24 protein-coding genes and 2 tRNA genes are annotated in these 23,641 nt (G+C 67.6%); 11 read left to right on the forward strand and 15 right to left on the reverse strand.

The window, feature by feature from the left end:
• Positions 1-125: 125 nt before the first annotated feature.
• The 7 genes from CFB45_RS05570 to fdxA all read right to left on the reverse strand — a co-directional run bounded on the left by CFB45_RS05570 (position 126) and on the right by fdxA (position 3,550).
• Positions 126-464 carry an AzlD domain-containing protein gene (locus CFB45_RS05570; RefSeq protein ID WP_089424828.1) on the reverse strand — a complete coding sequence of 113 codons (339 nt, stop codon included), beginning with the start codon at positions 462-464 and terminating at the stop codon, positions 126-128.
• Positions 461-1,228, reverse strand: a complete 768-nt coding sequence (locus CFB45_RS05575) for an AzlC family ABC transporter permease (RefSeq protein ID WP_089424829.1) — start codon at positions 1,226-1,228, stop codon at positions 461-463. Before CFB45_RS05575 ends, CFB45_RS05570 begins: the two co-directional genes overlap by 4 nt.
• Before the next feature lie 101 nt (positions 1,229-1,329).
• Complete coding sequence (locus tag CFB45_RS05580; RefSeq protein WP_089424830.1) at positions 1,330-2,229, reverse strand: AraC family transcriptional regulator; 900 nt, start codon at positions 2,227-2,229, stop codon at positions 1,330-1,332.
• 62 nt (positions 2,230-2,291) lie between these two features.
• Positions 2,292-2,777, reverse strand: coding sequence for a CreA family protein (locus tag CFB45_RS05585; RefSeq protein ID WP_089424831.1), 486 nt, complete (start codon positions 2,775-2,777; stop codon positions 2,292-2,294).
• A 119-nt stretch (positions 2,778-2,896) separates the two neighbouring features.
• Positions 2,897-2,972 (reverse strand) — tRNA-Asn (locus tag CFB45_RS05590).
• Between the two features lie 75 nt (positions 2,973-3,047).
• Positions 3,048-3,123, reverse strand: a tRNA-Asn gene (locus CFB45_RS05595).
• Between the two features lie 103 nt (positions 3,124-3,226).
• Complete coding sequence (gene fdxA, locus CFB45_RS05600) at positions 3,227-3,550, reverse strand: ferredoxin FdxA (RefSeq protein WP_011351384.1); 324 nt, start codon at positions 3,548-3,550, stop codon at positions 3,227-3,229.
• A gap of 322 nt (positions 3,551-3,872) precedes the next feature.
• On the opposite strand from fdxA, the gene pncB reads away from it, so the two are divergent.
• The 5 genes from pncB to rmuC all read left to right on the forward strand — a co-directional run bounded on the left by pncB (position 3,873) and on the right by rmuC (position 9,843).
• Complete coding sequence (gene pncB / locus CFB45_RS05610) at positions 3,873-5,072, forward strand: nicotinate phosphoribosyltransferase (RefSeq protein ID WP_089424832.1); 1,200 nt, start codon at positions 3,873-3,875, stop codon at positions 5,070-5,072.
• 88 nt (positions 5,073-5,160) lie between these two features.
• Complete coding sequence (locus tag CFB45_RS05615; RefSeq protein ID WP_089424833.1) at positions 5,161-5,823, forward strand: LutC/YkgG family protein; 663 nt, start codon at positions 5,161-5,163, stop codon at positions 5,821-5,823.
• A gap of 43 nt (positions 5,824-5,866) precedes the next feature.
• Positions 5,867-7,297, forward strand: coding sequence for a sodium:proton antiporter (locus CFB45_RS05620; RefSeq protein WP_089424834.1), 1,431 nt, complete (start codon positions 5,867-5,869; stop codon positions 7,295-7,297).
• Positions 7,298-7,378: 81 nt separating this feature from the next.
• Positions 7,379-8,368, forward strand: coding sequence for a 2-hydroxyacid dehydrogenase (locus tag CFB45_RS05625; RefSeq protein ID WP_089425869.1), 990 nt, complete (start codon positions 7,379-7,381; stop codon positions 8,366-8,368).
• A complete protein-coding gene (gene rmuC, locus CFB45_RS05630) occupies positions 8,365-9,843 on the forward strand; it encodes a DNA recombination protein RmuC (protein ID WP_089424835.1) in 1,479 nt (492 codons plus the stop codon). The genes CFB45_RS05625 and rmuC overlap by 4 nt, the downstream gene beginning before the upstream one ends.
• Positions 9,844-9,933: 90 nt before the next feature.
• Here rmuC and CFB45_RS05635 read toward each other — a convergent pair whose 3' ends face one another.
• The 6 genes from CFB45_RS05635 to CFB45_RS05660 form a co-directional block, all read right to left on the reverse strand.
• Positions 9,934-10,419, reverse strand: coding sequence for a GNAT family N-acetyltransferase (locus CFB45_RS05635; protein WP_089424836.1), 486 nt, complete (start codon positions 10,417-10,419; stop codon positions 9,934-9,936).
• The gene (locus CFB45_RS05640) at positions 10,416-10,691 is read right to left on the reverse strand and encodes a hypothetical protein (RefSeq protein ID WP_006401288.1); all 276 of its coding nucleotides are present in this window, start codon (positions 10,689-10,691) and stop codon (positions 10,416-10,418) included. The genes CFB45_RS05635 and CFB45_RS05640 overlap by 4 nt, the downstream gene beginning before the upstream one ends.
• A gap of 39 nt (positions 10,692-10,730) precedes the next feature.
• Positions 10,731-12,029, reverse strand: a complete 1,299-nt coding sequence (gene moeA, locus CFB45_RS05645; protein WP_089424837.1) for a molybdopterin molybdotransferase MoeA — start codon at positions 12,027-12,029, stop codon at positions 10,731-10,733.
• Positions 12,030-12,134: 105 nt separating this feature from the next.
• Positions 12,135-12,752, reverse strand: coding sequence for a molybdenum cofactor guanylyltransferase MobA (gene mobA / locus CFB45_RS05650; RefSeq protein ID WP_089424838.1), 618 nt, complete (start codon positions 12,750-12,752; stop codon positions 12,135-12,137).
• Between the two features lie 28 nt (positions 12,753-12,780).
• The gene (gene moaA, locus CFB45_RS05655) at positions 12,781-13,893 is read right to left on the reverse strand and encodes a GTP 3',8-cyclase MoaA (protein WP_089424839.1); all 1,113 of its coding nucleotides are present in this window, start codon (positions 13,891-13,893) and stop codon (positions 12,781-12,783) included.
• A gap of 131 nt (positions 13,894-14,024) precedes the next feature.
• Positions 14,025-17,171, reverse strand: a complete 3,147-nt coding sequence (locus CFB45_RS05660; protein WP_089424840.1) for an Rne/Rng family ribonuclease — start codon at positions 17,169-17,171, stop codon at positions 14,025-14,027.
• A gap of 725 nt (positions 17,172-17,896) precedes the next feature.
• Between CFB45_RS05660 and CFB45_RS05665 the strand changes: the two genes are divergently transcribed.
• The 4 genes from CFB45_RS05665 to CFB45_RS05680 are packed head-to-tail and all read left to right on the forward strand — an operon-like array spanning position 17,897 to position 20,969.
• Positions 17,897-18,901 (forward strand): RluA family pseudouridine synthase, encoded by a 1,005-nt coding sequence (locus tag CFB45_RS05665; RefSeq protein ID WP_089424841.1) that lies wholly within the window; start codon positions 17,897-17,899, stop codon positions 18,899-18,901.
• Between the two features lie 5 nt (positions 18,902-18,906).
• Positions 18,907-19,566 carry an HAD-IA family hydrolase gene (locus CFB45_RS05670; protein WP_043181953.1) on the forward strand — a complete coding sequence of 220 codons (660 nt, stop codon included), beginning with the start codon at positions 18,907-18,909 and terminating at the stop codon, positions 19,564-19,566.
• A complete protein-coding gene (locus tag CFB45_RS05675) occupies positions 19,563-19,964 on the forward strand; it encodes a Rieske (2Fe-2S) protein (RefSeq protein ID WP_089424842.1) in 402 nt (133 codons plus the stop codon). Before CFB45_RS05670 ends, CFB45_RS05675 begins: the two co-directional genes overlap by 4 nt.
• Positions 19,965-19,976: 12 nt before the next feature.
• Complete coding sequence (locus CFB45_RS05680; protein ID WP_089424843.1) at positions 19,977-20,969, forward strand: S49 family peptidase; 993 nt, start codon at positions 19,977-19,979, stop codon at positions 20,967-20,969.
• Between the two features lie 57 nt (positions 20,970-21,026).
• Here the strand turns inward: CFB45_RS05680 and CFB45_RS05685 are convergent, their stop codons facing one another.
• Both CFB45_RS05685 and CFB45_RS05690 read right to left on the reverse strand, forming a co-directional pair.
• A complete protein-coding gene (locus CFB45_RS05685; RefSeq protein ID WP_089424844.1) occupies positions 21,027-21,749 on the reverse strand; it encodes an SAM-dependent methyltransferase in 723 nt (240 codons plus the stop codon).
• Positions 21,746-22,378, reverse strand: a complete 633-nt coding sequence (locus CFB45_RS05690; protein WP_089424845.1) for a Maf-like protein — start codon at positions 22,376-22,378, stop codon at positions 21,746-21,748. Before CFB45_RS05690 ends, CFB45_RS05685 begins: the two co-directional genes overlap by 4 nt.
• A 229-nt stretch (positions 22,379-22,607) precedes the next feature.
• On the opposite strand from CFB45_RS05690, the gene CFB45_RS05695 reads away from it, so the two are divergent.
• Positions 22,608-23,243 (forward strand): YceD family protein, encoded by a 636-nt coding sequence (locus tag CFB45_RS05695; protein ID WP_089424846.1) that lies wholly within the window; start codon positions 22,608-22,610, stop codon positions 23,241-23,243.
• 98 nt (positions 23,244-23,341) lie between these two features.
• A complete protein-coding gene (rpmF, locus tag CFB45_RS05700; RefSeq protein ID WP_006051932.1) occupies positions 23,342-23,521 on the forward strand; it encodes a 50S ribosomal protein L32 in 180 nt (59 codons plus the stop codon).
• Positions 23,522-23,641: the final 120 nt, after the last annotated feature.

A 23,641-nucleotide genomic window follows, 5' to 3' on the forward strand; every position in this document is an offset into this window, starting at 1 on the left:
CGGCACGGCGCACCGGGACGGGCGCAGCGTCGACTGACCGGTGCGCGCCGAGGCCGGTGGCGGGTATTCATTCCCTATATCGGCGCGCCGGGCGGAAACTTGAGTACGAATGACCGAGTGTGTACTCAGGCGGGTAGCCAGTGGGGCAGCACGACCCCTTGCCAGAAAAAGAACACCGCGAGCCCCACCGCGATCGTCACGAGCGGGCGGCGGGTGGCGGCCGACACGAGCACGGCGGCGAGCGCGCCGACGAGCTGTGGATTGCGCCAGGTCAGCTCGGCCGTGCCGCCGTGCGGCGAGACGACCATCGGCACGATGATCGCGGTCAGCACGGTGACGGGCACGAAGCCGAGCGCGGTCCGCACGAGCGGCGGGAAGGTCAGCCGTTCGCCGAACAGGAACAGCGTCGAGCGGATCGCGTACGTGATGACGGCCATCCCGAGGATCAGCAGCGCGTAGCTCACGATGCGGCCTCCGTGCGCGAGCCGGCGCGCGTGCGTTCGTGCCGCAACGTGAGCGCGACGCCGACCGCGACGCCGGCGGCGACCGCGCCGAGCAGCCCGAGCTTGTACGGCCAGCCCTGCCAGAAGTACGCGAGCGTGCCGGCCGTCACGGCTGCCGCGAAATAGCGCAGCGTGCCGAGTTGGGGGACGACGATCGCGATGAAGGTCGCCGCCATCGCGAAATCGAGGCCAAGCGACTGCAGGCCCGGGAATGCCGCGCCGAAGCCGATGCCCGCGAGCGTCCAGACCTGCCAGTTCAGGTACATCGCGAGCCCCGAGCCGAAGAAGTAGTGGGGGCCGATCGCGCCCGGCGGGAAATGCCGGTAGTGCGCATAGGCGACCGCGAACACCTCGTCGGTCATCAGTGCGCCGAGCGTCGCGCGCCAGCGCAGCGGCAGGTGGGCGACATAGGGCGCGAGCGTCGCGCTGTACAGCAGGTGACGCAGGTTCACGATCAGCGTGGTCGCGAGCACGACGACGAAGCTCGCGCTGCCCGCGATCAGGCCGAGCGCGATGAACTGCGCGGAGCCCGCGAACACGGCGAGCGACATCAGTGCGCCATGCCAGGCGGCGAGCGGGCCGCCGCCCACGAGCGTGCCGAAAATCACGCCGAACGGCGCGGCGCCGATCATCATCGGGATCGTGTCGCGCGCACCGTCGAGCCATTCGTTCAATGGACGGCGGGCAGGCGATGCGGGTATCGGATTCAAAGGGTGCTCCTCCATGAACGGGAGGATAGCGGGCAGGGGGTGTGCCGGCTTGTATGTTCTTGCGCTTGCGCTTGCGGGGTCGGGCGGTATCGCGGTGGCGGGCGGGACGCTGCGCGTCAGCTCGCCTGCCAGCGCCCGGGCGGCACGCCGAACATGCGTTTGAAATGCCGGGTGAAGTGGCTTTGGTCGACGAAGCCGCTGGCCGCCGCGACGTCGGCGACGGGCACGCCCGCGCGCAGCGGCGCCAGCGCGCGCTGCAAGCGCAACTGGTTGCGCCACGCATGCGGCGGCATGCCGGTCGTGCGGGTGAACAGGCGCGCCGCGTGGAACGGCGACAGGCCGGCCGCCTGCGCGACTTCGTCGAGCGTCACCGTGCACACGAGGTCGGCGGCGAGCCGCTCGCGCATGACGTCGACGCGCGGTTCGTCCGCTGCGAGCGGCGCCGGTCGCGGCTGTGCGTCGGCATGGCGCACGATCAGCGTCGACAACGCATCGAGCATCGCCGTTTCGGCGGCGAGCGGATCGTAGGCGCGCGGTGCGCCGGTCGCCGGATCATGCGCCGGCTGCCCGTGTGCCTGCAACGGCAGTGCGCGCTCGCTGCCGGCCTCCATCATTCGGTGCGCGAGCGTGAGCCGGGCCGCAAGATCGGCGTCGCGAATCACGTCGGGCGCAAACCACGGCGCGTCCTGCGGGCGGCCGGCGATCGAACAGGTGAGTTCGCGGATGAATTCGACCGGCATGTAGCTGACGCGATAGCACCAGCCTTCATCGGCCGCGCGCGACCCCGTATGCACCTCACCGGGATTGATGACGGGCACGGAGCCGGTTTCGGCGACATAGCCGCTGCCGCGATAGGTGAAGCGCTCCGCTCCTTCGAGAATCACGGGGATCGTGTACGCGTCGTGCCAGTGGGGGGCGAACGCATGATCGCGATAGGTGGCCGTGAGGAGGTCCGCATCCGGCAGCAGCGGCGTGCGCCAGTAGCGTGCGGAGTCGGGAAGGCGGGTGGCGGACATGATCGGGCGCGGGAGCGGTCGAATCGACAGTGTATCGCTCGCGCGCCCGGCAGGCGCGGGCTTTACTTGACCGGAATCGTCGTGCCGGCCGGCATCGGTACCGCGGTGACGGCGTTCTTCGGGCTGCCGCTCACGATGCGGTCGCTGTAGGTCAGGTAGACGATCGTGTTGCGCTTGGTGTCGACCACGCGCACGACGTGCAGGGTCTTGAAGATGAACGACATGCGCTCGCTGAACACGTCGGTCTGCTGCTTGAGCGGCTCCTTGAAGCTGATCGGGCCGACCTGCCGGCATGCGATCGACGCCTCGCTCGGATCCTCGGCGACGCCGAGCGTGCCCTTGATCCCGCCGGTGCGGGCGCGTGACACGTAGCAGGTCACGCCGTTCACGATCGGATCGTCATACGCCTCGACGACCACGCGATCGGAGCCCGTGACGCGGAAATGGGTGTTGACGCTGCCGACTTCCTCCGCGTGCGCGAGCGGCGCCGCGGCGAACGCGGAAAGCAGGAGGGCGAAGGGGGCTAAGCGGAGGAGGCGGTGCTTCATCGATGGAACCGGATGCGAATGCGGGACAGAGACTCTAGCATGCGCGCGACCGGACGATGAAAGCCGAATGGCAGGCCGGAAAAACAAAAGGCCCGTCGAATGACGGGCCTTTCGCTATTTGGCTCCCCGACCTGGGCTCGAACCAGGGACCTACGGATTAACAGTCCGGCGCTCTACCGACTGAGCTATCGGGGAATAAATCGGTACATCTGCATGCCTGTTTGTCTACCAGCAAAAAGCCCGTCCACTTTCAACGGGCCTTTGCGTTTTTGGCTCCCCGACCTGGGCTCGAACCAGGGACCTACGGATTAACAGTCCGGCGCTCTACCGACTGAGCTATCGGGGAACAAACAACAACAGCAGAGAAACGAGATTATATGGAGCGTTGATCAGGTCGTCAACACTTTTGAGCCGCAGCGCACAAAAAAATTTCTGCGCCGGCTGCGCGATCAGCGCTCGAGCAGGTGCAGCTTGTCCTGCACGTCCTTCCACTCGTCCGCGTCGGCGGGTGCCGGCTTGGTCTTCGTGATCGACGGCCAGTCCTTCGCCAGCTCGGCGTTCAGCGCGGTGAACTGCTGCTGGTCGCCCGGAACGTCTTCTTCGGCATAGATCGCATTGGTCGGGCACTCGGCGACGCATACGGCGCAGTCGATGCACTCGTCCGGATCGATGGCGAGAAAGTTGGGACCTTCACGGAAGCAATCCACCGGGCACACATCCACGCAGTCCGTGTATTTGCACTTGATGCAGCCTTCGGTCACAACGTGAGTCATTAAAACGCTCCTGCTTGGCGGTATATATGGGGTGGCGTTTGCGCCAAAACCGGCATTGTAACTGAAGCGCAAAACCCGCATGGCGTGGTCGGCTATCCGGCTTATATCGTTTCGTGATTAGTTTATGGGGCCCTCCACGGGGCGCTGAAGGGACGCACCGGCGGCAGTGCGTGCCCCATATACGCCGGAACGGGCAGTGCGGCCGGAGCAGGGCGGCAGGCGGTTTCACGATGGTCGGGCCCGCATTCGGGTAACATGGCCGACAGACCGGGCGGCGCGCGGTGCGCCGGGGCCCGGTCACGATATTGGCGGTGCCGTCATCATGATCATCACTTCGCTGCTCGACACGGATCTCTACAAGTTCACGATGATGCAGGTCGTCCTGCATCACTTTCCCGCTGCAAGCGTCGAATACCGTTTCCGGTGCCGCACGCCCGGCGTCGATCTCGTGCCGTACATCGACGAAATCCGCGACGAGGTGCGCGGCCTGTGCGCGCTGCGTTTTTCCGACGTCGAACTCGACTACCTGCGGAGGATGCGCTTCATCAAGAGCGATTTCGTCGACTTCCTCGCCCTGTTCCACCTGAACGAGAAGTACATCTCGATCACGCCGTCGCCGAAGGGCAACGGTGAAATCGACATCGAGATCACGGGGCCGTGGCTGCACACGATCCTGTTCGAGATCCCGGTGCTCGCGATCGTCAACGAAGTGTATTTCCGCAATACCCAGCGCGAGCCCGACTATCGCGAAGGCCGCGAGCGGCTGCGCGAGAAGATCAAGCTGCTCGGTGCGAAGCCCGAATTCGCCGACTGCAAGATCGCCGACTACGGCACGCGCCGACGCTTCTCGAAGGTCTGGCACGAGGAGGTCGCGCTCACGCTGCGCGACGGCCTCGGCCCGCAGTTCGCGGGCACCAGCAACGTGCTGTATGCGATGAAGCACGGCATCACGCCGCTCGGCACGATGGCGCACGAGTACCTGCAGGCCTGCCAGGCCCTCGGCCCGCGGCTGCGCGATTCGCAGATCTACGGCTTCGAGATGTGGGCGAAGGAATATCGCGGCGACCTCGGGATCGCGCTGTCGGACGTCTACGGGATGGATGCATTCCTGAACGACTTCGACATGTACTTCTGCAAGCTGTTCGACGGCGCGCGCCACGATTCGGGCGATCCGTTCGAATGGGGCGAGCGGATGCTGCGTCATTACGAGATGAACCGTTGCGACCCGCGGACCAAGGTGCTCGTGTTCTCGGACGCACTCGACATCCCGAAGGTCATGCAGTTGTACGAACGTTTCCGCGGCCGCTGCAAGCTCGCGTTCGGCGTCGGCACGAACCTCACCAACGATCTCGGCTACGTGCCGCTGCAGATCGTGATCAAGATGGTCCGCTGCAATGGCCAGCCGGTCGCGAAGCTGTCGGATTCGCCGGGCAAGAGCATGTGCGACGACAAGGCGTATCTCGCGTACCTGCGCCAGGTGTTCGGCATCGCGCAGCCGGTCGAGGAAGACGCGTCGAAGTAAGCGTCGGCCGAACGGCCAAAACTGCGTGGCGGCGGGGTCGGCCGGTATAATCCGACGGTATCGCCCGCCAACGTCACGAGGACCGTTCATGGACACTTCCGCTGCCCGTCGCCAGATCCTCGCGCGCATTCGCGCGGCGCAGGGGCGTGCGGCCGAACCCGATGCGGCCGAGCGCGACGGCGTTGCCGATTATCTCGCCCGTCATCCGGAAGGCCCGCGCCCGCCGGCGCCGGCCGATCTCGTCGCTGCATTCGTCGACGAAGCGGTACGCCTGTCGACGACGGTCGACGAAGTCGCGACGCTTGCCGACGTACCGGCCGCCGCGGCTCGCTACCTTTCCGCTCACGGCCTGCCGACGCAGGCCGTCGCGTGGCGTACGCTGGCCGATTTCGACTGGGCGGGCGCAGGCCTGTCGGTCGAATGCCGCAAGCCGCGCGACGGCGATCTGGTCGGCCTCACCGGCTGCTTTTGCGCGACGGCCGAAACGGGCTCGCTGGTGCTGCTGTCCGGCCCGGACACCTATGCGTCGGCCGGCCTGCTGCCGGAAACGCACATCGCGATCGTTCCCGCGTCGCGGATCGTCGCCGGTCACGAAGACGCCTTTGCGCTGATCCGCTCGGAGCGCGGCGAATTGCCGCGCGCGGTCAACTTCGTGTCGGGCCCGTCGCGCACGGGCGATATCGAGCAGACCATCGTACTGGGCGCGCACGGCCCGTACCGCGTGCACGTGATCGTCGTACGGGGCGCATGACGCGCCCGCTGCATCCACTACCACTCGAACAAGGAAGTTCTGCATGAAACGACATGCCGCCTGGGCGGGCATGGCGTCGGGGATCGCGCTTGGCGCCGTCCCCGCGCTTGCATCGGCCGCAACGCTCGACGGTGCCACGCTGTCCGCTCTCTGGGGCATCCCGTTCGCCGGGATCCTGCTGTCCATCGCACTGTTCCCGCTCGTCGCCCCCGTGTTCTGGCATCACCACTTCGGCAAGATCGCGGCCGGGTGGGCGGTCGTGTTCCTGGTCCCGTTCGCGTTCGCGTTCGGCGCGGGCACCGCGTTCGGCACGCTCGTGCATGCGCTGCTCGAGGAATACATCCCGTTCATCGTGCTGCTCACCGCGCTCTATACGGTCGCGGGCGGCATCTGCGTGAACGGCAACCTGCACGGCACGCCGAAGCTGAACACCGCGATCCTCGCGCTCGGCACGCTGCTCGCGAGCGTGATGGGCACGACGGGCGCCGCGATGCTGCTGATCCGGCCGCTGCTGCGCGCCAACGACAATCGCAAGCATGTCGTGCACGTCGTGATCTTCTTCATCTTCCTGGTCGCGAACGCGGGCGGCTCGCTGTCGCCGCTCGGCGATCCGCCGCTGTTCCTCGGTTTCCTGAATGGCGTGAGCTTCTTCTGGACGACCACGCACCTCGCACTGCCGATGCTGTTCATCTGCGTGGTGCTGCTGACGCTGTTCTTCGCGCTCGATACGTACTTCTACCGGAAGGGCGGCGAGGAGCGGCCCGCCGCACTCGACCCGACACCCGACAGTGCCCGGCTGTCGATCGACGGCAAGATCAATTTCGTGCTGCTCGCGGCCGTGATCGGCCTGGTGCTGATGAGCGGCATCTGGAAGCCGGGCATCACGTTCGACGTGTGGGGCACGCACGTCGCGCTGCAGAATCTCGTGCGCGACGTCGCGCTCGTGGGCGTGACGCTCGCCTCGCTCGCGCTGACGCCGCGTTCCGCGCGCGAGGGCAACGCGTTCAACTGGGCGCCGATCGAGGAAGTCGCGAAGCTGTTCGCGGGGATCTTCGTGACGATCGCGCCGGTGATCGTGATCCTGCGCGCCGGTGCCGACGGCGCATTCGCGCAGATCGTCCATCTCGTCACGGGGCCGGACGGCAAGCCGATCGACGCGATGTACTTCTGGGCGACCGGCATCCTGTCGTCGTTCCTCGACAATGCGCCGACCTATCTCGTGTTCTTCAACCTCGCGGGCGGTGATGCGCAGTCGCTGATGACGACCGGCGCGTCGACGCTGGCCGCGATTTCTGCAGGCGCGGTGTTCATGGGTGCGAACAGCTATATCGGCAACGCGCCGAACTTCATGGTGAAGGCGATCGCCGAATCGCGCGGCGTGAAGATGCCGAGCTTCTTCGCTTATCTCGGCTGGGCGCTGATCGTGCTGATACCGGTATTCCTGCTTACGTCGTGGATCTTCTTCACGGCGTAAGCTGACGATTTTCAACCTAGAGCGGGTGGTTCCAGTGGCGCACGGCGCGCAGCGATCCGCCCGCGGCATGCGGAGATGGCGATGCAGAAGATCCTGGTCGCGCGTCCGATCTTTCCGGACGTGATCGAGCGGCTCAAGCAGTATTTCGACGTCGACTGGAACAACGGCGACGCACTCGCGCCCGACGCGCTCGCCGCGCGTCTGGCCGACAAGGACGGCGCGCTGACGGCCGGCGATCCGGTCGGTGCGGCCGAGCTGGCGGCGGCGCCGCGCCTGCGCGTCGTGGCGAACATGGCGGTCGGCTACAACAATTTCGACATGGCCGCGTTCAACGCGGCGAACGTGCTCGGCACCAACACCCCCGACGTGCTGAACGAGTCGACCGCCGATTTCGGCTGGGCGCTGATGATGGCCGCGGCCCGCCGGATCGCCGAATCCGAGCACTGGCTGCGGGCCGGCCACTGGCAGAAGTGGGCGTACGACGGTTTCCTCGGCAGCGACATCTACGGCTCGACGCTCGGCGTCATCGGGATGGGGCGCATCGGCCAGGCGCTCGCGCGCCGCGCGCGCGGCTTCGGGATGCAGGTGATCTATCACAACCGGTCGCGGGTCGCGCCCGAGATCGAGGCCGAGCTCAATGCCGAATACGTGTCGAAGGACGCGTTGCTCGCCCGCGCCGATCACGTCGTGCTCGTGCTGCCGTATACGAAGGAGAACCATCACACGATCGGCGCGGCCGAACTCGCGAAGATGAAGCCCACCGCGACGCTGACCAACATCGCGCGCGGCGGGATCGTCGACGACGCGGCGCTGGCCGTCGCGCTGCGCGCCGGGACGATCGCCGCGGCCGGCCTCGACGTGTACGAAGGCGAGCCGACGGTCCATCCGGCACTGCTCGAGGTGCCGAACGTCGTGCTGACGCCGCATATCGCGAGTGCGACCGAAAAGACGCGCCGCGCGATGGCGAACCTCGCCGCCGACAACCTGATCGCGGCGCTGGGCGAGGGGCCGCGCGCAGGGCAACCGCCGAATCCGATCAACCCTGACGTGATCGGGAAGCCGCGCGCATGACGATGACGTTGTTGCTTGCGGCGGTCGTCGTGCTGGCCGTCGCGCTTGCGGTGGCGATCGTCGCGCTCGTGCGTGGCGGTGGCCGCCACGACGACGCGGCGATACTCGGCGACCAGATCGAGGACGCCGCGCATGCGCAGGCGCGCGCAGTCGAGCGGCTCGAGCGCGAATTGCGCGGCGAGATCGTCGAGAACGCGCGCGGTTCGCGCACCGAGCTGGCCGGCAGCTTCGCGCAGCTTCAGCAGACGCTCGCCGCGCAACTGACGAGCGTCGCGACCGTGCAGAACAACCAGATCGAGGGTTTTGCACAGCAGCTCGGCAAGCTCGTCGCCGGCAACGCGCAGCAGTTCGACGCGATGCGCGAGAGCGTGCAGCGGCAGGCGCAGCAGGCGCGCGAGGAGCAGACGGGCGCGCTCAGGCTGTTCGGCGACACGTTGAACCGGCAGCTCACGCAATTGACCGAAGCGAACGACCGCCGGATCGGCGAGGTGCGCGCGACGCTCGAACAGCGGCTGAAGGAAATCGAGACGAACAACGCGGCGAAGCTCGAGGAGATGCGCCGCACCGTCGACGAGAAACTGCACGCGACGCTCGAGCAGCGGCTCGGCGAATCGTTCAAGCTCGTGTCGGACCGGCTCGAGCAGGTGCATCGCGGGCTCGGCGAGATGCAGACGCTCGCGGCGGGCGTTGGCGACCTGAAGAAGGTGCTGACCAACGTGAAGACGCGCGGCACCTGGGGCGAAGTGCAGCTCGAGGCGCTGCTCGAACAGATGCTGACGCCCGAGCAGTACGCGAAGAACGTCGCGACGGTGCCGAAGAGCAGCGAGCGCGTCGAGTTCGCGATCCGGCTGCCGGGGCGCGAGGCCGGCACGCGCGACGCGTCGCCCGTGTGGCTGCCGATCGACGCGAAATTTCCGCGCGAGGACTACGAGCGGCTGATCGACGCGCAGGAGCGCGCCGATGCGGTGGCGGTGGAGGAGGCGGCCCGCGCGCTCGAGGCACGCGTGCGGCTGGAGGCGCGCACGATCGCCGAGAAGTATGTCGCGCCGCCGCACACGACCGATTTCGCGCTGCTGTTCCTGCCGACCGAGGGGCTCTATGCGGAGATCCTGCGCCGCCCGGGGCTGACCGACCTGTTGCAGCGCGACTATCGCGTGACGGTCGCCGGCCCGACGACGCTCACCGCATTGTTGAACAGCCTGCAGATGGGTTTCCGCACGCTCGCGATCGAGCAGCGGTCGAGCGAGGTGTGGCAGGTGCTCGGGGCGGTGAAGACGGAGTTCGGCAAGTTCGGCGACGTGCTCGCGCGCACGAAGTCGCAGCTCGAAACGGTCACGCGCTCGATCGAGGCCGCCGAGCAGCGCACCCGCGTGATGAACCGCAAGCTCAAGCAGGTCGAGGCGCTGCCGGGCGATACGGCGGCAGGGCTGCTGGGTGCGGAAGGGGCCGACGGTGCCGACGCGGACGACGCATGACGCACATGGCCGACATCGGCTGGAAAGCAAAAACGGGCGCCGCGGCGCCCGTTTTCTTTTGACGCGATGGCCGGCGTGGCCGGCTCGCGGTCAATGCCCGGCGAGCGTATCCAGTGCGTCGCCCGTGACGCGAACGATGCGCCAGTCGGGCAGCACGGTTGCGCCCATCTTTTCGTAGAAATCGATCGCCGGCTGGTTCCAGTCGAGGACCGACCATTCGAAGCGTCCGCAACGGCGCTCGACGGCCAAGGCAGCGAGGTGACGCAGCATCGCGGTGCCGAGGCCCGTGCCGCGCTGCGACGGCTGCACGTACAGGTCCTCGAGATAGAGGCCGCGACGGCCGAGGAACGTCGAATAATTGTGGAAGAACAGCGCATACGCGACGATCGCGCCGTCGTGCTCGGCCACCCTTGCCTCGGCGGCAGGCTGCTCGCCGAACAGCGCGTCGGCGAGATCGGCCTCGGTCGCGACGAACAGGTGCGCGAGTTTCTCGAACTCGGCCAGCTCGCGCATCAGCGCGAGGATCGCGCCGACGTCGCGTGCCTGGGCCGCGCGGATCAGCGGTGTGCCGCTCACGCTTCTTCCGGCGGGTCGGACAGCACGATCTCGATGCCGCCGAAGCGCGATGCGACCCAGTTGTACGCGTGGCATGCGATCCACAGCAGTACGAAGCCGAGGATGGCGTTCAGCAGCAGCGCGCTCAGGATCGTGCTCAGTTCGACCATCCCGTAGCGAACGTACGCGACGAGAATGCCGAGCAGCACGATCGGCACGCTGAACGTCAGGTAGACGAGGATCAGCGCTTTTGCGGTCTGCCCCGCGGCGATCGACGAAATTTGTTTCTTCATGTGCGGATTGCCCCCGTAGAGATATACCGATAGTGGAATTCAGATCAGGCCGTCGAGCGGCAGGATGTCGACCGGGGTGCCCGCGTCGACTGCCGCGGTATCGTGGCCCAGGACGATGAAACAGTTGGCGGCCGCGAGGCCGCTCAGCGACGCGGAACTCTGCGAGCCGGCCGGTGCGACGTGCCAGCGGCCGTCGGCGGCGCGCGTCGCGACGCCGCGCAGGTAGTCGGTGCGGCCCGGGTGCGTCTTCAGCGCTTGCGTGCTGAGTGCGGTATGCATCGCCGGCGGCTGGGCCTGCGCGCCGGCCAGCGTCAGCAGCGCGGGGCGCACGATCGCGTAGAACGTCACGGCAGACGCGACCGGGTTGCCGGGCAGGCCGAAGAACAGCGTGTGACCGGCGCCGTCGGCGGCGCGTGCGAGCGTGCCGCACGCGAGCGGCCGGCCGGGACGCAGCGCGAGGCTGGCGAACGTTACGTCGCCGAGCCGTGCCATGACGTCGCGCGTGAAGTCGGCTTCGCCGACCGATACGCCGCCCGACGTGATCACCGCATCGGCCTGCGCGGCGACCGCGCTGCGCAATGCGGCTTCGAGCGCGGCCGGGTCGTCGCGGACGATCCCGAGATCGACCGCGTCGACATGCAGCCTTTCGAGCATCGCGATCAGCATCCCGCGGTTGCTGTCGTACAGGGCGCCGGGGCCGAGCGGCTCGCCGGGCTCGCGCAGTTCGTCACCGGTGGAGAACACGGCGACGCGCACGCGCCGGCGCACCGCAACTTCGGGGAAACCGAACGACGCGAGCAGGCCGAGATCGGACGGCCGCAGGATGCGGCCTGCGGCAAGCGCGCACGCGCCGCGCGCGAGGTCCTCGCCGGCCTTGCGGCAGTTCGCGCCGCGCGCGACGTCGTGCGCGGCGAAGTGGATCGTGTCGCCGTCGACGCGCACGCGTTCTTGCGGAATCACCGTGTCGCAGCCGGCCGGCATCGGCGCGCCCGTCATGATGCGCACGCATGATCCGGCCGCCACGGCACCGTCGAACGGATGGCCGGCGAGCGCGGTGCCGGCGACCGCCAGCGTGACCTCCGCTTGCGGCGATGCGTGCGTGCCCGTACTGCCGTCGAACGCATAGCCGTCCATCGCCGAGTTGTCGTACGCGGGAATGTCGAACGGGGCATTCACGTCGGCCGCGAGCACGCGGTCGAGTGCATCGCGCAGCGCCACCGTGTCACACGCGTCGACCGGCACCGCGAAGCGGCACGCGAGCGCCTGCGCGTCGGCGAGCGACAGCGGGGCATCGGAATCGGGTGCGGTTCGGGGGGCGGGCGAGGATTGCGTGATCATCAGTCGGACTGCGCCGCAAGGCGTATCGGGTTCGTGGCCGGTGGCGCGAGGAGGGTGCCTGGGCGCGGGTTGCGCGTGCGGCGGGCGGGAACCGCGCGGGTGCCGTCAGCGGCGGGCCAGCGCGGCGAGTTCCTGCCAGGAGTTGGCATTGTAAAACGCACGCTCGTCGTGAAACTCGACTTCGACCGTCTTGTGGCGTGCGTACCACGCACGCACCTTGCGGTCGCCGGCGGCGAGCCGGGCGGCGAGCTCATCGGCCAGCGACGTGCGCAGCAGCGCGAACGTCGGCTGCGGCGAGCGCACTTGTTGTGCATCGACGGTCACCGCCATGGCGATGTCGGCCTGCCGCGCGTCGAGCGCCGCTTGCAACCGTGCGACGAGGTCGGCCGGCAGATAGGGTGTATCGCATGGCGAACACGCGACGAGCGGCGCGCGTGCCGCCCGCATGCCGGCGAGCAGGCCCGCGAGCGGGCCGGGGAAGTCGGGTGTTTCGTCCGCGACGATGCGCGCGTCGAATGGCGCACCGAGTTCGGCGTAGCGATCGGCATGGCGATTCGCGCTGATCAGCGTCTCGTCGACCTGCGGCGAGAGCCGGCGCAGCACGTGCAGCGCGAGCGGCATGCCGTCGAGCAACTGCAGGCCCTTGTCGACGCCATCCATGCGTGTGGCGCGCCCGCCTGCGAGCAGCAGGCCGGCGATCGTGGGAGAGGCGGAAGCGGGCATGGTAAGAGGGCGGGATGGGCGGCGTGCGTCAGCCGCCGATATACGACATCTCGACCCGCTTGCCGGCGCCGTCGGGCACGGCGTCGGCCGATGCGCTGCCGCGCAGTTGCGAATAACGGTCGGTGCGGGCCTGCCAGATGCGGGCGATCGCGGTCGCGATCTCGGCGTCGCTCGCGCCGCCGCGCACGAGCGCGCGCAGATCGTGGCCGGTCGACGCGAACAGGCACAGGTACAGCTTGCCTTCGGTCGACAGCCGCGCGCGCGTGCAGTCGCCGCAGAAGGCCTGCGTGACGCTGGAAATCACGCCGATCTCGCCGCCGCCGTCCGCATAGCCCCAGCGCTGCGCGGTTTCGGCCGCCGTGTGTGGATCGAGCGGTACGAGCGGGAAGTGTTCGGCGATCCGTGCGATGACGTCGGCCGATGGCAGCACCTCGGTCATGTTCCAGCCGTTCGACGTGCCGACGTCCATGTATTCGATGAAGCGCAGGATCACGCCGGTGCCGCGGAAACGCTCGGCCATCGGCAGGATCTCGCTGTCGTTGGTGCCGCGCTTCACGACCATGTTGACCTTGACCGGTGCGAGGCCCACGGCCTGGGCCGCGAAGATGCCGTCGAGCACGTCGGCGCTCGCGAACTCGGCATCGTTCATGCGCTTGAACAACGTATCGTCGAGCGCGTCGAGGCTGACCGTCACGCGCGTGAGCCCGGCGTCCTTCAGCGCGCGCGCCTTGCGTGCGAGCAGCGAACCGTTGGTCGTGAGCGTCAGGTCGAGCGGGCGGCCGTCGTGGGTGGTCAGGCGGGCGAGGCGCTCGATCAGGAATTCGAGATTCTTGCGCAGCAGCGGCTCGCCGCCAGTGATGCGGATCTTCTCGACGCCGTGTGCGACAAAGAGTCGCGCCACGCGTTCGATTTCCTCGTGCGTGAGCAGCGCGCTGTGCGGCAGGAACGGGTAGTCCTTGTCGAAGACGGCGCGCGGCATGCAGTACACGCAGCGGAAGTTGCAGCGATCCGTCACCGAAATGCGCAGGTCGCGCAGCGGCCTGGCGAATGTGTCGGCCAGCGTGCCGTCCGGGGCGTGCGCGACGCCGGAGACGTCCGGCATCCCGCTGACGTCGGCGAGAGGAATGATGCGTCGGGACATGTTGAAAGAAGTGCGAACCAGACCTCTATTTTAGCCGCAAGCGGCCGGTCGGTCCGGTGGGCGGAAACCCGCAGCGCGGACATGAAAAAGCCCGCCGGAGGCGGGCTTTTCCTGGTCGGACGGTACGTCGATCAGTGATGCGTCGTTTCGACCTGCTGCATCGGGGCCGTATCGACCGGCGGCAGCGCCTTGCGTTCGCGCGGCACGCGAGCCGGACGCGGGAGGCGCGACGCGGCTTCCTGCGCAGCGGCGAACTTGCCGGCGTCCGTGTTCACCCAGACGAGACCAGCCTGCTCCAGCACGGTATCCAGGCTCGCCGAAGCGGGCGCGGCTGCCGGTTGGGCGGGGGCCGGAGTCGGTGCCGGTGCCGGTGCCGGTGCGGCGACGGCCTCGACCGGCGCGGCTTCGACATGGGCCGGCTCCGCAACCACCGGAGCGGCTTCGGTCGTCACGGCCGGTGCGGCTTGCTCGACGGGGGCCTGCTGAGGCGCCTCGACGGCGACGGGCGCTGCCGGCACTTCGAACGCGTCGGTCGGCGAAACCGCGACCGGAGCCGGACCGGCTTCCGTATCGACGGCCGGTGCGACCGGTACCGGTTCTGCTGCCTGGGCGACCACGGCTGCTTCGACCGGTGCTGCCTCGAAGTGTACCGGTGCCGGCTGCGGCTCGACAGCGGCCGCTGCTGCCGGTTCGGCATGGTGCTCGACCACGGCTTCGGCGACGACGGCGCTTGCCGCGGCGGCTGCCACGACGACTGCCGGTGCGGCCGGGTGGGCCGGTTCGGCAGCAGCCGGTGCTTCCGGCGTCACGGCTTGCACCGTCACTTCGCCTTCTGCGCCTTGCTCGGCGTGGTCGACGACTGCGCCGTCTTCCTCGCGCTCGCGACGACCGCCGCGGCGGCCGCGACGGCGACGGCGACGTTCCTCGCCATCACGCGCGCCGGCTTCCGCATCGGCTGCCAGCTCGGCGCCGGGCAGGGCTTCCGCGACGGCCTTGTCGGCTTCCGCGTCCGGATGGGTTTCGCCGCGGGTGACGGTTTCCAGCGTGGCCGCATGCTGAGTCGGCTTGCGGCGCTCGCGACGTTCCTGGCGCTCGCCACGACCCGCAGCTTCAACGCCTTCCGGCTGCTCGACACGCTCGCGCGGTTCACGCGGTTCGCGGTTCTCACGCGGTTCGCGCGGCTCACGGCTTTCACGCGGCTCGCGGCCTTCGCGCGGGCTGCGGCCCTCGCGACCTTCGCGGTTCTCGCGACCTTCACGCGGTTCACGACCCTCGCGCGGTTCGCGGCCTTCACGCGGCTCACGAGCCTCACGCGGTTCGCGCACTTCCTTGCCTTCGCGCTCCTGGCGTTGCGGCTGGCCACGGCCTGCCGCGACCTGGTCGCGGCCGCCTTGCGCCTGCTGGGCGCCGCCGCGACGGTTGCGGTTGCGATCGCCACCGCGTTCGCCGCGTTGCTCGGACTTCTCGGCGCGTTCGCCGCGAGCCGGACGGGCTGCCTGCTCCTTCGCCGGGGCCGGAGCAACCGGTGCGGGTGCGGGCGCCGGCGATACGCCGAACAGACCCTTCAGCCAGCCGATGAAGCCGCCGGTTGCCGGCGCGACAGGCGCGGGCGCTGCAACGGGTTCGACCGGGCGCTGCGGTGCCGGGCTCGGGGCCGGACGCTCGGGCGTGATGCCCTTGACCGCGGCTTCCTGCTTCGGCTTCACTTCCGCCGCGCGCTTGCTGTAGCCGGTTTCCGACTCGAGTTCGCGGGCGGCTTCCTCGGCCATCTTCCAGGACGCGCGCGGGTCGTCGAGACGGGCGTCGTCGTGGCGCAGGCGCTCGAGCTTGTAGTGCGGCGTATCGAGGTGCTTGTTCGGGATCAGCACGATGCCGACCTTGAAGCGCGACTCGATCTTGTTGATTTCCTGACGCTTTTCGTTGAGCAGGAAGGCGGTCACCTCGACCGGCACCTGGCAGTGGATCGCCGCGGTGTTTTCCTTCATCGCTTCTTCCTGAATGATCCGCAGGACCTGCAGCGCGGACGATTCGGTATCGCGGATGTGACCGGTGCCGTTACAACGCGGGCAGGTCACGTGGCTGCCTTCCGACAGGGCCGGACGCAGGCGCTGGCGCGACAGTTCCATCAGGCCGAAGCGGGAGATCTTGCCCATCTGGACGCGCGCGCGGTCATGCTTGAGCGCGTCTTTCAGGCGCTGCTCGACTTCGCGCTGGCTCTTCGCCGATTCCATGTCGATGAAATCGATCACGATCAGGCCGCCGAGGTCACGCAGGCGGAGCTGGCGGGCGACTTCGTCGGCCGCTTCGAGGTTCGTGCGGGTCGCCGTTTCCTCGATGTCCGCGCCCTTGGTCGCACGCGCCGAGTTCACGTCGATCGCGACGAGCGCTTCGGTGTGGTCGATCACGATCGCGCCACCCGACGGCAGCGGTACCGTGCGCGAATACGCGGTTTCGATCTGGTGTTCGATCTGGAAGCGGGAGAACAGCGGCACGTCGTCGTGGTAGCGCTTCACCTTCGCGACGTTGTCCGGCATCACGATGTCCATGAAGGCGCGGGCCTGATCGTGGATTTCGTTCGTGTCGATCAGGATTTCGCCGATATCGGGCTGGAAATAGTCCCGGATCGCGCGGATCACGAGGCTCGATTCCAGATAGATCAGCATCGGCTGGCCGGGGTTGCCGCTTTGCGACGCCGCTTCGATCGCGCGCCACAGTTGCAGCAGGTAGTTCAGGTCCCACTGCAGTTCCTCGGCGCTGCGGCCGATGCCCGCGGTACGGGCGATCATGCTCATGCCGTCCGGGATCTGCAGTTGCGCCATCGTCTCGCGCAGTTCCTGACGCTCGTCGCCTTCGATCCGGCGCGACACGCCGCCGCCGCGCGGATTGTTCGGCATCAGCACCAGGTAGCGGCCGGCGAGCGAGATGAACGTGGTGAGGGCGGCGCCCTTGTTGCCGCGCTCTTCCTTCTCGACCTGGACGATCAGTTCCTGGCCTTCACGCAGGGCATCCTGGATGCGCGCGGAGCGCATGTCGATGCCTTCCTTGAAGTACTGGCGGGCGACTTCCTTGAACGGCAGGAAGCCGTGGCGGTCCTCGCCGTAGTTGACGAAGCACGCTTCGAGCGACGGCTCGATACGGGTGATGACACCTTTGTAGATATTGCCTTTGCGCTGTTCGCGCCCGGCTGTCTCGATGTCGATGTCGATGAGCTTTTGCCCATCGACGATGGCGACGCGCAGCTCCTCCTGCTGCGTCGCATTGAACAGCATGCGTTTCATGAACGACTCCAGGCGGCTCTGCTGGCGGCGCCTCGCGGTTGTCAGTCGCGAGGGCGGGAACGACGGCAGGCCGCACCTTGTTGTGTTGTCACGAGCACGCTGGAGCGGGAACGATGGCGGGGAGAATTGCCTGAAGAGGCGCTTGGGCCCGAAAGACGGGGCCGGCGGCCATAGGGCACCTGCGAACACGGCTTCAAAGCACGGCGTCCACACACCGCACGCTGTCAAAGCGCGCTAAGCCTGAGGCCGGGCACTGCCGCGGGGTGCGTCGCCATGCGACGCGCGTGCCAACGGGCGGCAGATGCTGCGGCTCGGGCCGCAGCGGGGAGTATCGAATCCAGCCCGACTTTCCCGCCTGGGGTGTACTTCCCTGGTTTGACGTCGCCAGGCCCCGCACGCTTCGCGGAGCCAAATCGGGCGCAACGCCGTAATTTTCGCAACCGGCAGCCTGCGCGGACGCACTTCGCGCCGTCGGGCTGCCGATCAAATTCTTTTCAACCAACTTTCCGTTACCGCGGCGCCTTGCCGACCGAATCCGCCTGTGGGCGCGATCCTTGCCGACGGGCGGCGCCGTGCGTGCAACTTGCTGCATCTCTTTGATTAGGGGCGAGCAGCAGACCCCCGGCGCAAGTAAAATAACGGTTTGCGCTTGCGCCTTGCCCGGTTGGTCCGGGCCGGCCGGTGAGGCCGCCCGCAACGTCAGGCTGGGCAAAATTATATTCAGTATGAACGAGTTAGGCAAAATATCCCAGAATTCGGTCGCAAGCGGCCAGGTATCGATGATCGAGATCGATGAAAACTCGGCCGGTCAGCGTATCGACAACTTCCTGTTGCGCGTCTGTAAAGGCGTGCCGAAAAGCCATATTTACCGGATCCTGCGCAGCGGCGAAGTGCGCGTGAACAAGGGTCGGGTCGATGCGCAGTACCGGCTCGCGTTCGGCGACATCGTCCGCGTGCCGCCCGTGCGCGTGGCCGCCGCCGACCTCGCGCGTGCCGAAGCCACCATCGTGCCGCCCGCGCACTTCGACGTGCTGTTCGAGGACGACGCGATGCTCGTCATCAACAAGCCGGCCGGGGTGGCGGTCCACGGCGGCAGCGGCGTCGCGTTCGGCGTGATCGAGCAGATGCGCCAGGCGCGCCCGCGCGCGAAATTCCTCGAACTCGTGCACCGGCTCGACCGCGAGACGTCCGGGATCCTGATGCTCGCGAAGAAGCGTACGGCGCTGGTGGGCCTGCACGAACAGATTCGCGAGAACCGGATGGACAAGCGCTACTTCGCGTGCGTCCACGGTGAATGGCAGTCCGACTGGGGGCGTCGCCGCGCGGTGAAGGCGCCGCTGTTCAAGTATTCGACCCCGGAAGGGGAGCGCCGCGTGCGGGTGCAGGACGACGGGCTGCCGTCGCATACGGTGTTCAACCTCGTCGACCTGTGGCCCGAGTACGCGCTTCTCGAGGCGGAACTCAAAACGGGTCGGACCCATCAGATCCGTGTGCACCTCGCGCATCTCGGCCTGCCGATCGCCGGCGACGCCAAGTACGGCGATTTCGCACTGAACAAGGCGCTGGCGCGCGCGAATGCGCAGCCGTCGTTGAAACGGATGTTCCTGCATGCGTACCGGCTGCGCCTCGCCCACCCGCTGACCGGCGAGGCACTGCAGTTCGATGCGCCGCTGCCGGACGAATGCCGGCGCTTCCTCGATCAACTCAGCGCACTGCGCGATACCGCCTGAACCGCATGGCTCGACAGCAATTTGACCTGATCGTCTTCGACTGGGACGGCACGCTGATGGATTCGACTGCGCACATCGCGCACAGCATCCAGGCCGCATGCCGCGATCTCGGCTTGCCCACGCCGTCCGACGAGGCGTCACGCTACGTGATCGGCCTCGGCCTGCGCGATGCGCTGCAGATTACGGCTCCGACCCTCGATCCGTCCGACTATTCGCGGCTCGCCGAGCGCTACCGCTATCACTATCTGCTCGACGACCAGCGCATCGAGTTGTTCGCCGGCGTGCGCGAACTGCTGGCCGAGTTGCGCGACACGGGCTATCTGCTCGCCGTTGCAACCGGCAAGGGTCGGGTCGGGTTGAACCGCGTGCTCGACCAGTCGAAGCTGACGAGCCTGTTCGATGCGACGCGCTGCGCCGACGAAACCTTCTCGAAACCGCATCCGGCGATGCTGCACGAACTGTCCCGGGAATTGGGGCAGGACCTGTCGCGCACCGTGATGATCGGCGACACGACCCACGACCTGCAGATGGCCGCGAGTGCCGGGGCCGCCGGCGTCGGCGTCGCGTACGGCGCGCACACGGCCGACGCACTGGCCGCGCTCGCGCCGCGCTTCGTCGCGCCGGACGTCGGCGCGCTGGCCGCGTGGCTGCGGGAGCACGCATGAGCGCGGCGCCGGACGCCGTGCGCGTGTGCGCATCGGATGCGCTGGCCGACGGCGGCGCCGGCGTGCGCGTCGATGCGACGCTGCGCGGCGAGCAGGCCGTCGTGTTCTTCGTGCGCTACGAGGGCCACGCATACGGCTACCTGAATCGCTGCGCGCATGTGCCGATGGAGCTCGACTGGGCCGAAGGGCAGTTCTTCGAATCGTCGGGCCTCTACCTGATGTGCGCGACGCATGGCGCGATCTACGAGCCGAACACCGGCAAGTGCGTCGGCGGCCCGTGCCGCGGCGGCCGCCTGCGGCCGGTCGAGGTCGACGAGCGCGACACGTCCGACGGGCGTGCGGTATTCTGGGTGCCCGACGCCGACCTGCGTCCCGCTGTTCCCGCCACGACCGACTAACGACAACCCTGCATGGCCGACCAACCGAATTCCCCTGATTCCTCCCCCCGTTCCGATAGCCGTGAACCGAACTGGGAGCGTGCGGCGCTCGAGCGGATCGCGCTCGCGGCCGTCAAGGAGCAGCGCGCGGCGCGGCGCTGGAAGATCTTCTTCCGCTTCGCGTTCCTCGCCGTATTCGTGCTGTTCGCGTTCGCGCTGATCGATTTCTCGAGCGATTCGAAGTTCTCGTCGAGCGGGCGGCATACGGCGCTCGTGACGATCGACGGCGAGATCGCGGCCGGCGTCAACGCAAATGCCGAGGACATCAACACGGCGCTCGACGCCGCGTTCGACGACGACGGCACGGCCGGTGTCGTGCTGCGGATCAACAGCCCGGGCGGCAGCCCGGTGCAGGCGGGGATGGTCTACGACGAGATCCGCCGGCTGCGCGCGAAGCATCCGGACAAGCCGTTGTATGTCGTCGTGACCGACATGTGCGCATCGGGCGGCTATTACATCGCGTCCGCGGCCGACAAGATCTTCGTCGACAAGGCGAGCATCGTCGGGTCGATCGGCGTGCTGATGGACGGGTTCGGCTTTACCGGGCTGATGGGCAAGCTCGGCGTCGAGCGGCGCCTGCATACGTCGGGTGAAAACAAGGGCTTCTACGACCCGTTCTCGCCGGAAACGCCGAAGATGGACGCGCATGCGCAGGCATTGCTCGACCAGGTGCACGCGCAGTTCATCAAGGCCGTGAAGGATGGCCGCGGCAAGCGGCTGCACGAGACACCCGACATGTTCTCGGGACTGTTCTGGACCGGCGAGAAGAGCGTCGAGCTCGGGCTGGCGGACGGTTACGGCACGACCGACACGGTCGCGCGCGACGTGCTGAAGGCGCCGGATCTTGTCGACTATACGGTGAAGGAAAGCCTGACGAACCGCGTCGCGCGCAAGTTCGGTGCGGCCGTCGGCGGCGCCGCGATGAAGGCGCTGACGGCCGGCGGCGCGTCGGTCAGCCTGCGCTGACCGGAGGCGGGCGGGCCGCGATGGCCCGCCGTTCACCTGGCGGAGCGCCTGCCGCGTTCAGTTCGCCAGCAGCAGGAAGATCGCAGGGCGCTTGTGCAGATTCGGCGCAGGCGCCTTTTTCCAGTCCGCGACGGTACGACTCGCGATCGTCTCGGTCGCGAGGGTCAGGTCGGCTGCGACGCAGATCTGCGTCGACGGCGCGCAGGTCGCGACGAGCGTGTCGAGCATCGCCTGATTCCGGTACGGCGTTTCGATGAAGATCTGCGTCTGGCGCGCCTTGCGTGACAGTTGTTCGAGTTCGCGCAGGCGTTTCGCGCGCGCGGCCGCGTCGACCGGCAGGTAGCCGTTGAATGCGAAGCTCTGGCCATTCAGGCCCGATGCCATCAGGGCGAGCAGGATCGAACTCGGCCCGACGAGCGGCACCACCTTCACGCCGCGCTCGTGGGCGCGGCGCACCAGCAACGCACCGGGGTCGGCGACGGCCGGGCAGCCGGCTTCGGACACGAGGCCGGCGTCCGCACCGGCCAGTACGGGCGCGAGCAGCCGGTCGATGGCGCCGGCCGGCGTGTTGACGTTCAGTTCGCTGATCTCGATTTCCTGGATCGGGCGCGTCGTGCCGATCTTCTTCAGAAATGCACGCGTCGTCTTCGCGTTCTCGCCGATGTAATAGCCGAGCGTGCCGGCGCGCGCCTGCACGGCCGCGGGCAGGACGGCCGCGAGCATCGATTCGTCGCCTTCGCCGAGCGTGTTCGGGACGAGGTAAAGCGTGCCGGCGGTCATGCGCGGTCTCCACGGGTGGTTGCAAACAACGGATAGTCGGCGGCGCGCAGCATGCGCGTGAGCGCGATCAGCGGCAGGCCGACGAGCGCGGTCGGGTCATTCGAGTCGATCGCGTCGAGCAGCGCGATGCCGAGCCCTTCGGACTTCGCGCTGCCGGCGACGTCGTACGGCGTTTCGGCGCGCAGGTACGCATCGAGTTCGGCCTCGGGCAGCGAGCGGAAGCGCACGTGCGTGACGATGTCCTCGACCTGCGCTTCACCCGTCCGGCTGTCGTACAGGCACAGCGCGCTGTGGAATTCGACTTCGCGGCCCTGCATCGACACGAGTTGCGCGAGCGCGCGCTCATGGGTGCCGGGCTTGCCGATCTGGAGCCCGTCGAAGGTCGCGACCTGATCCGACCCGATCACGAGCACGCCGTCGGGCGCGTCGATCGTCGCGGCGACGGCGCGCGCTTTCGCGCCGGCGAGCCGCAGGGCGGTCGCGGCCGGCGTTTCGCCGTCGTGCGGGGTTTCGTCGAGGTCGGGCGACACGACGTCGAAGGGGATGCCGAGGCGCTCGAGGAGCGCGCGGCGGTAGCGTGAACTGGAGGCAAGAATCAGCCGCGGCGGGCGGCAAACGGTATCCGGCATGGTCGGTTGGATCGGTGAGTCGTCAGGTGTTGTGCGGCGTTGCGCGGACGCAAGCTTAAGTGATTGACCGCAAAAGGTAAAACAGGTATGCTTTCCCGCTTTTCGTCGGCAGGCTTCCGTGTGGTGGCGCCTGCCGGGTCTTCGGAAGTAAAGTACGTCATCCGTGGATGAGCCGTACGCGAGCGGTACCAAGCCGGATTCGCAAGTCAGCCTGTAGGCAGGAGCGCACATGAACACTTCTTCTGGCAAACCGGCTGCGGCGCTTGATCCGCATGCAATCGACCTGTTCGAGTTCGCCCGCAGCGGGCGGCAGGCATCTGGTGCGGTGCGCCTCTCGCAACTGCCGCGCATGTTAAACGAAGTGCCCGCGGACGCGCCAGATCGCGACACGGTCTTCACATGGCAGGCGGAAGGGTTCACCCAGAAGGAATTGCAGGACGACGGCGCCGACGGGCAGCAGCCGTATCTGCGACTTGCGGTGCACGGCCATGCGTGGCTCACGTGCCAGCGCTGCATGACCCCGTACGACCAGGCGTTCGACGTCGACATGACGTACCGGATCGTCGCGACCGAAGAAGAAGCTGAAGAATTTCCGCTCGACGACGATGAAGCCGATGTGATCGTGGGCTCACGCCAGTTCGATCTCGTCGACTTGATCGAAGAGGAATTGCTGCTTTCGTTGCCGCTCGTGCCCAAGCACGAGGTTTGCCCGGCAGTTCACGAAAGCCTCGTGTCGGGTGCGAGCGGTCCCGCGGAAGCGGCGGACGAAGAGTCCGACGAAACCGGGGACGAAGGCAAACGGCCGAATCCGTTCGCAGCGCTGCAAGCGCTGAAGAAGGACGGTGACGGCACCAAGAAACACTAAGCAGTTGTGGCGCGGGAAGGCGTAAAGGCTTTGGGCCAGGGTAGTTAAGCGCCGGATCGGGCTGTGTTAGAATCCGGAAAATTATTTAGGAGTTAGTCATGGCAGTCCAGCAAAACAAGAAGTCGCCGTCGAAGCGCGGCATGCATCGTTCGCACGATTTCCTGACGGCAGCGCCGCTGGCAGTCGAGCCGAGCACGGGTGAAGTGCATCTGCGTCACCACGTCAGCCCGAACGGCTACTACCGCGGCAAGAAAGTCGTCAAGACGAAGAACGACTAAGCGTCAAGTCACGCGTTGCGCGCTACGCTTGCCGTTCGCGTGACAACTGGTTCGCTTGACACTTTCCTGGCTCAACAAAAAGGCGGCATTCAACTGCCGCTTTTTTGTGCCTGAAATTCG

The organism is Burkholderia sp. HI2500 (genome assembly GCF_002223055.1).
Taxonomy (GTDB): Bacteria; Pseudomonadota; Gammaproteobacteria; order Burkholderiales; family Burkholderiaceae; genus Burkholderia.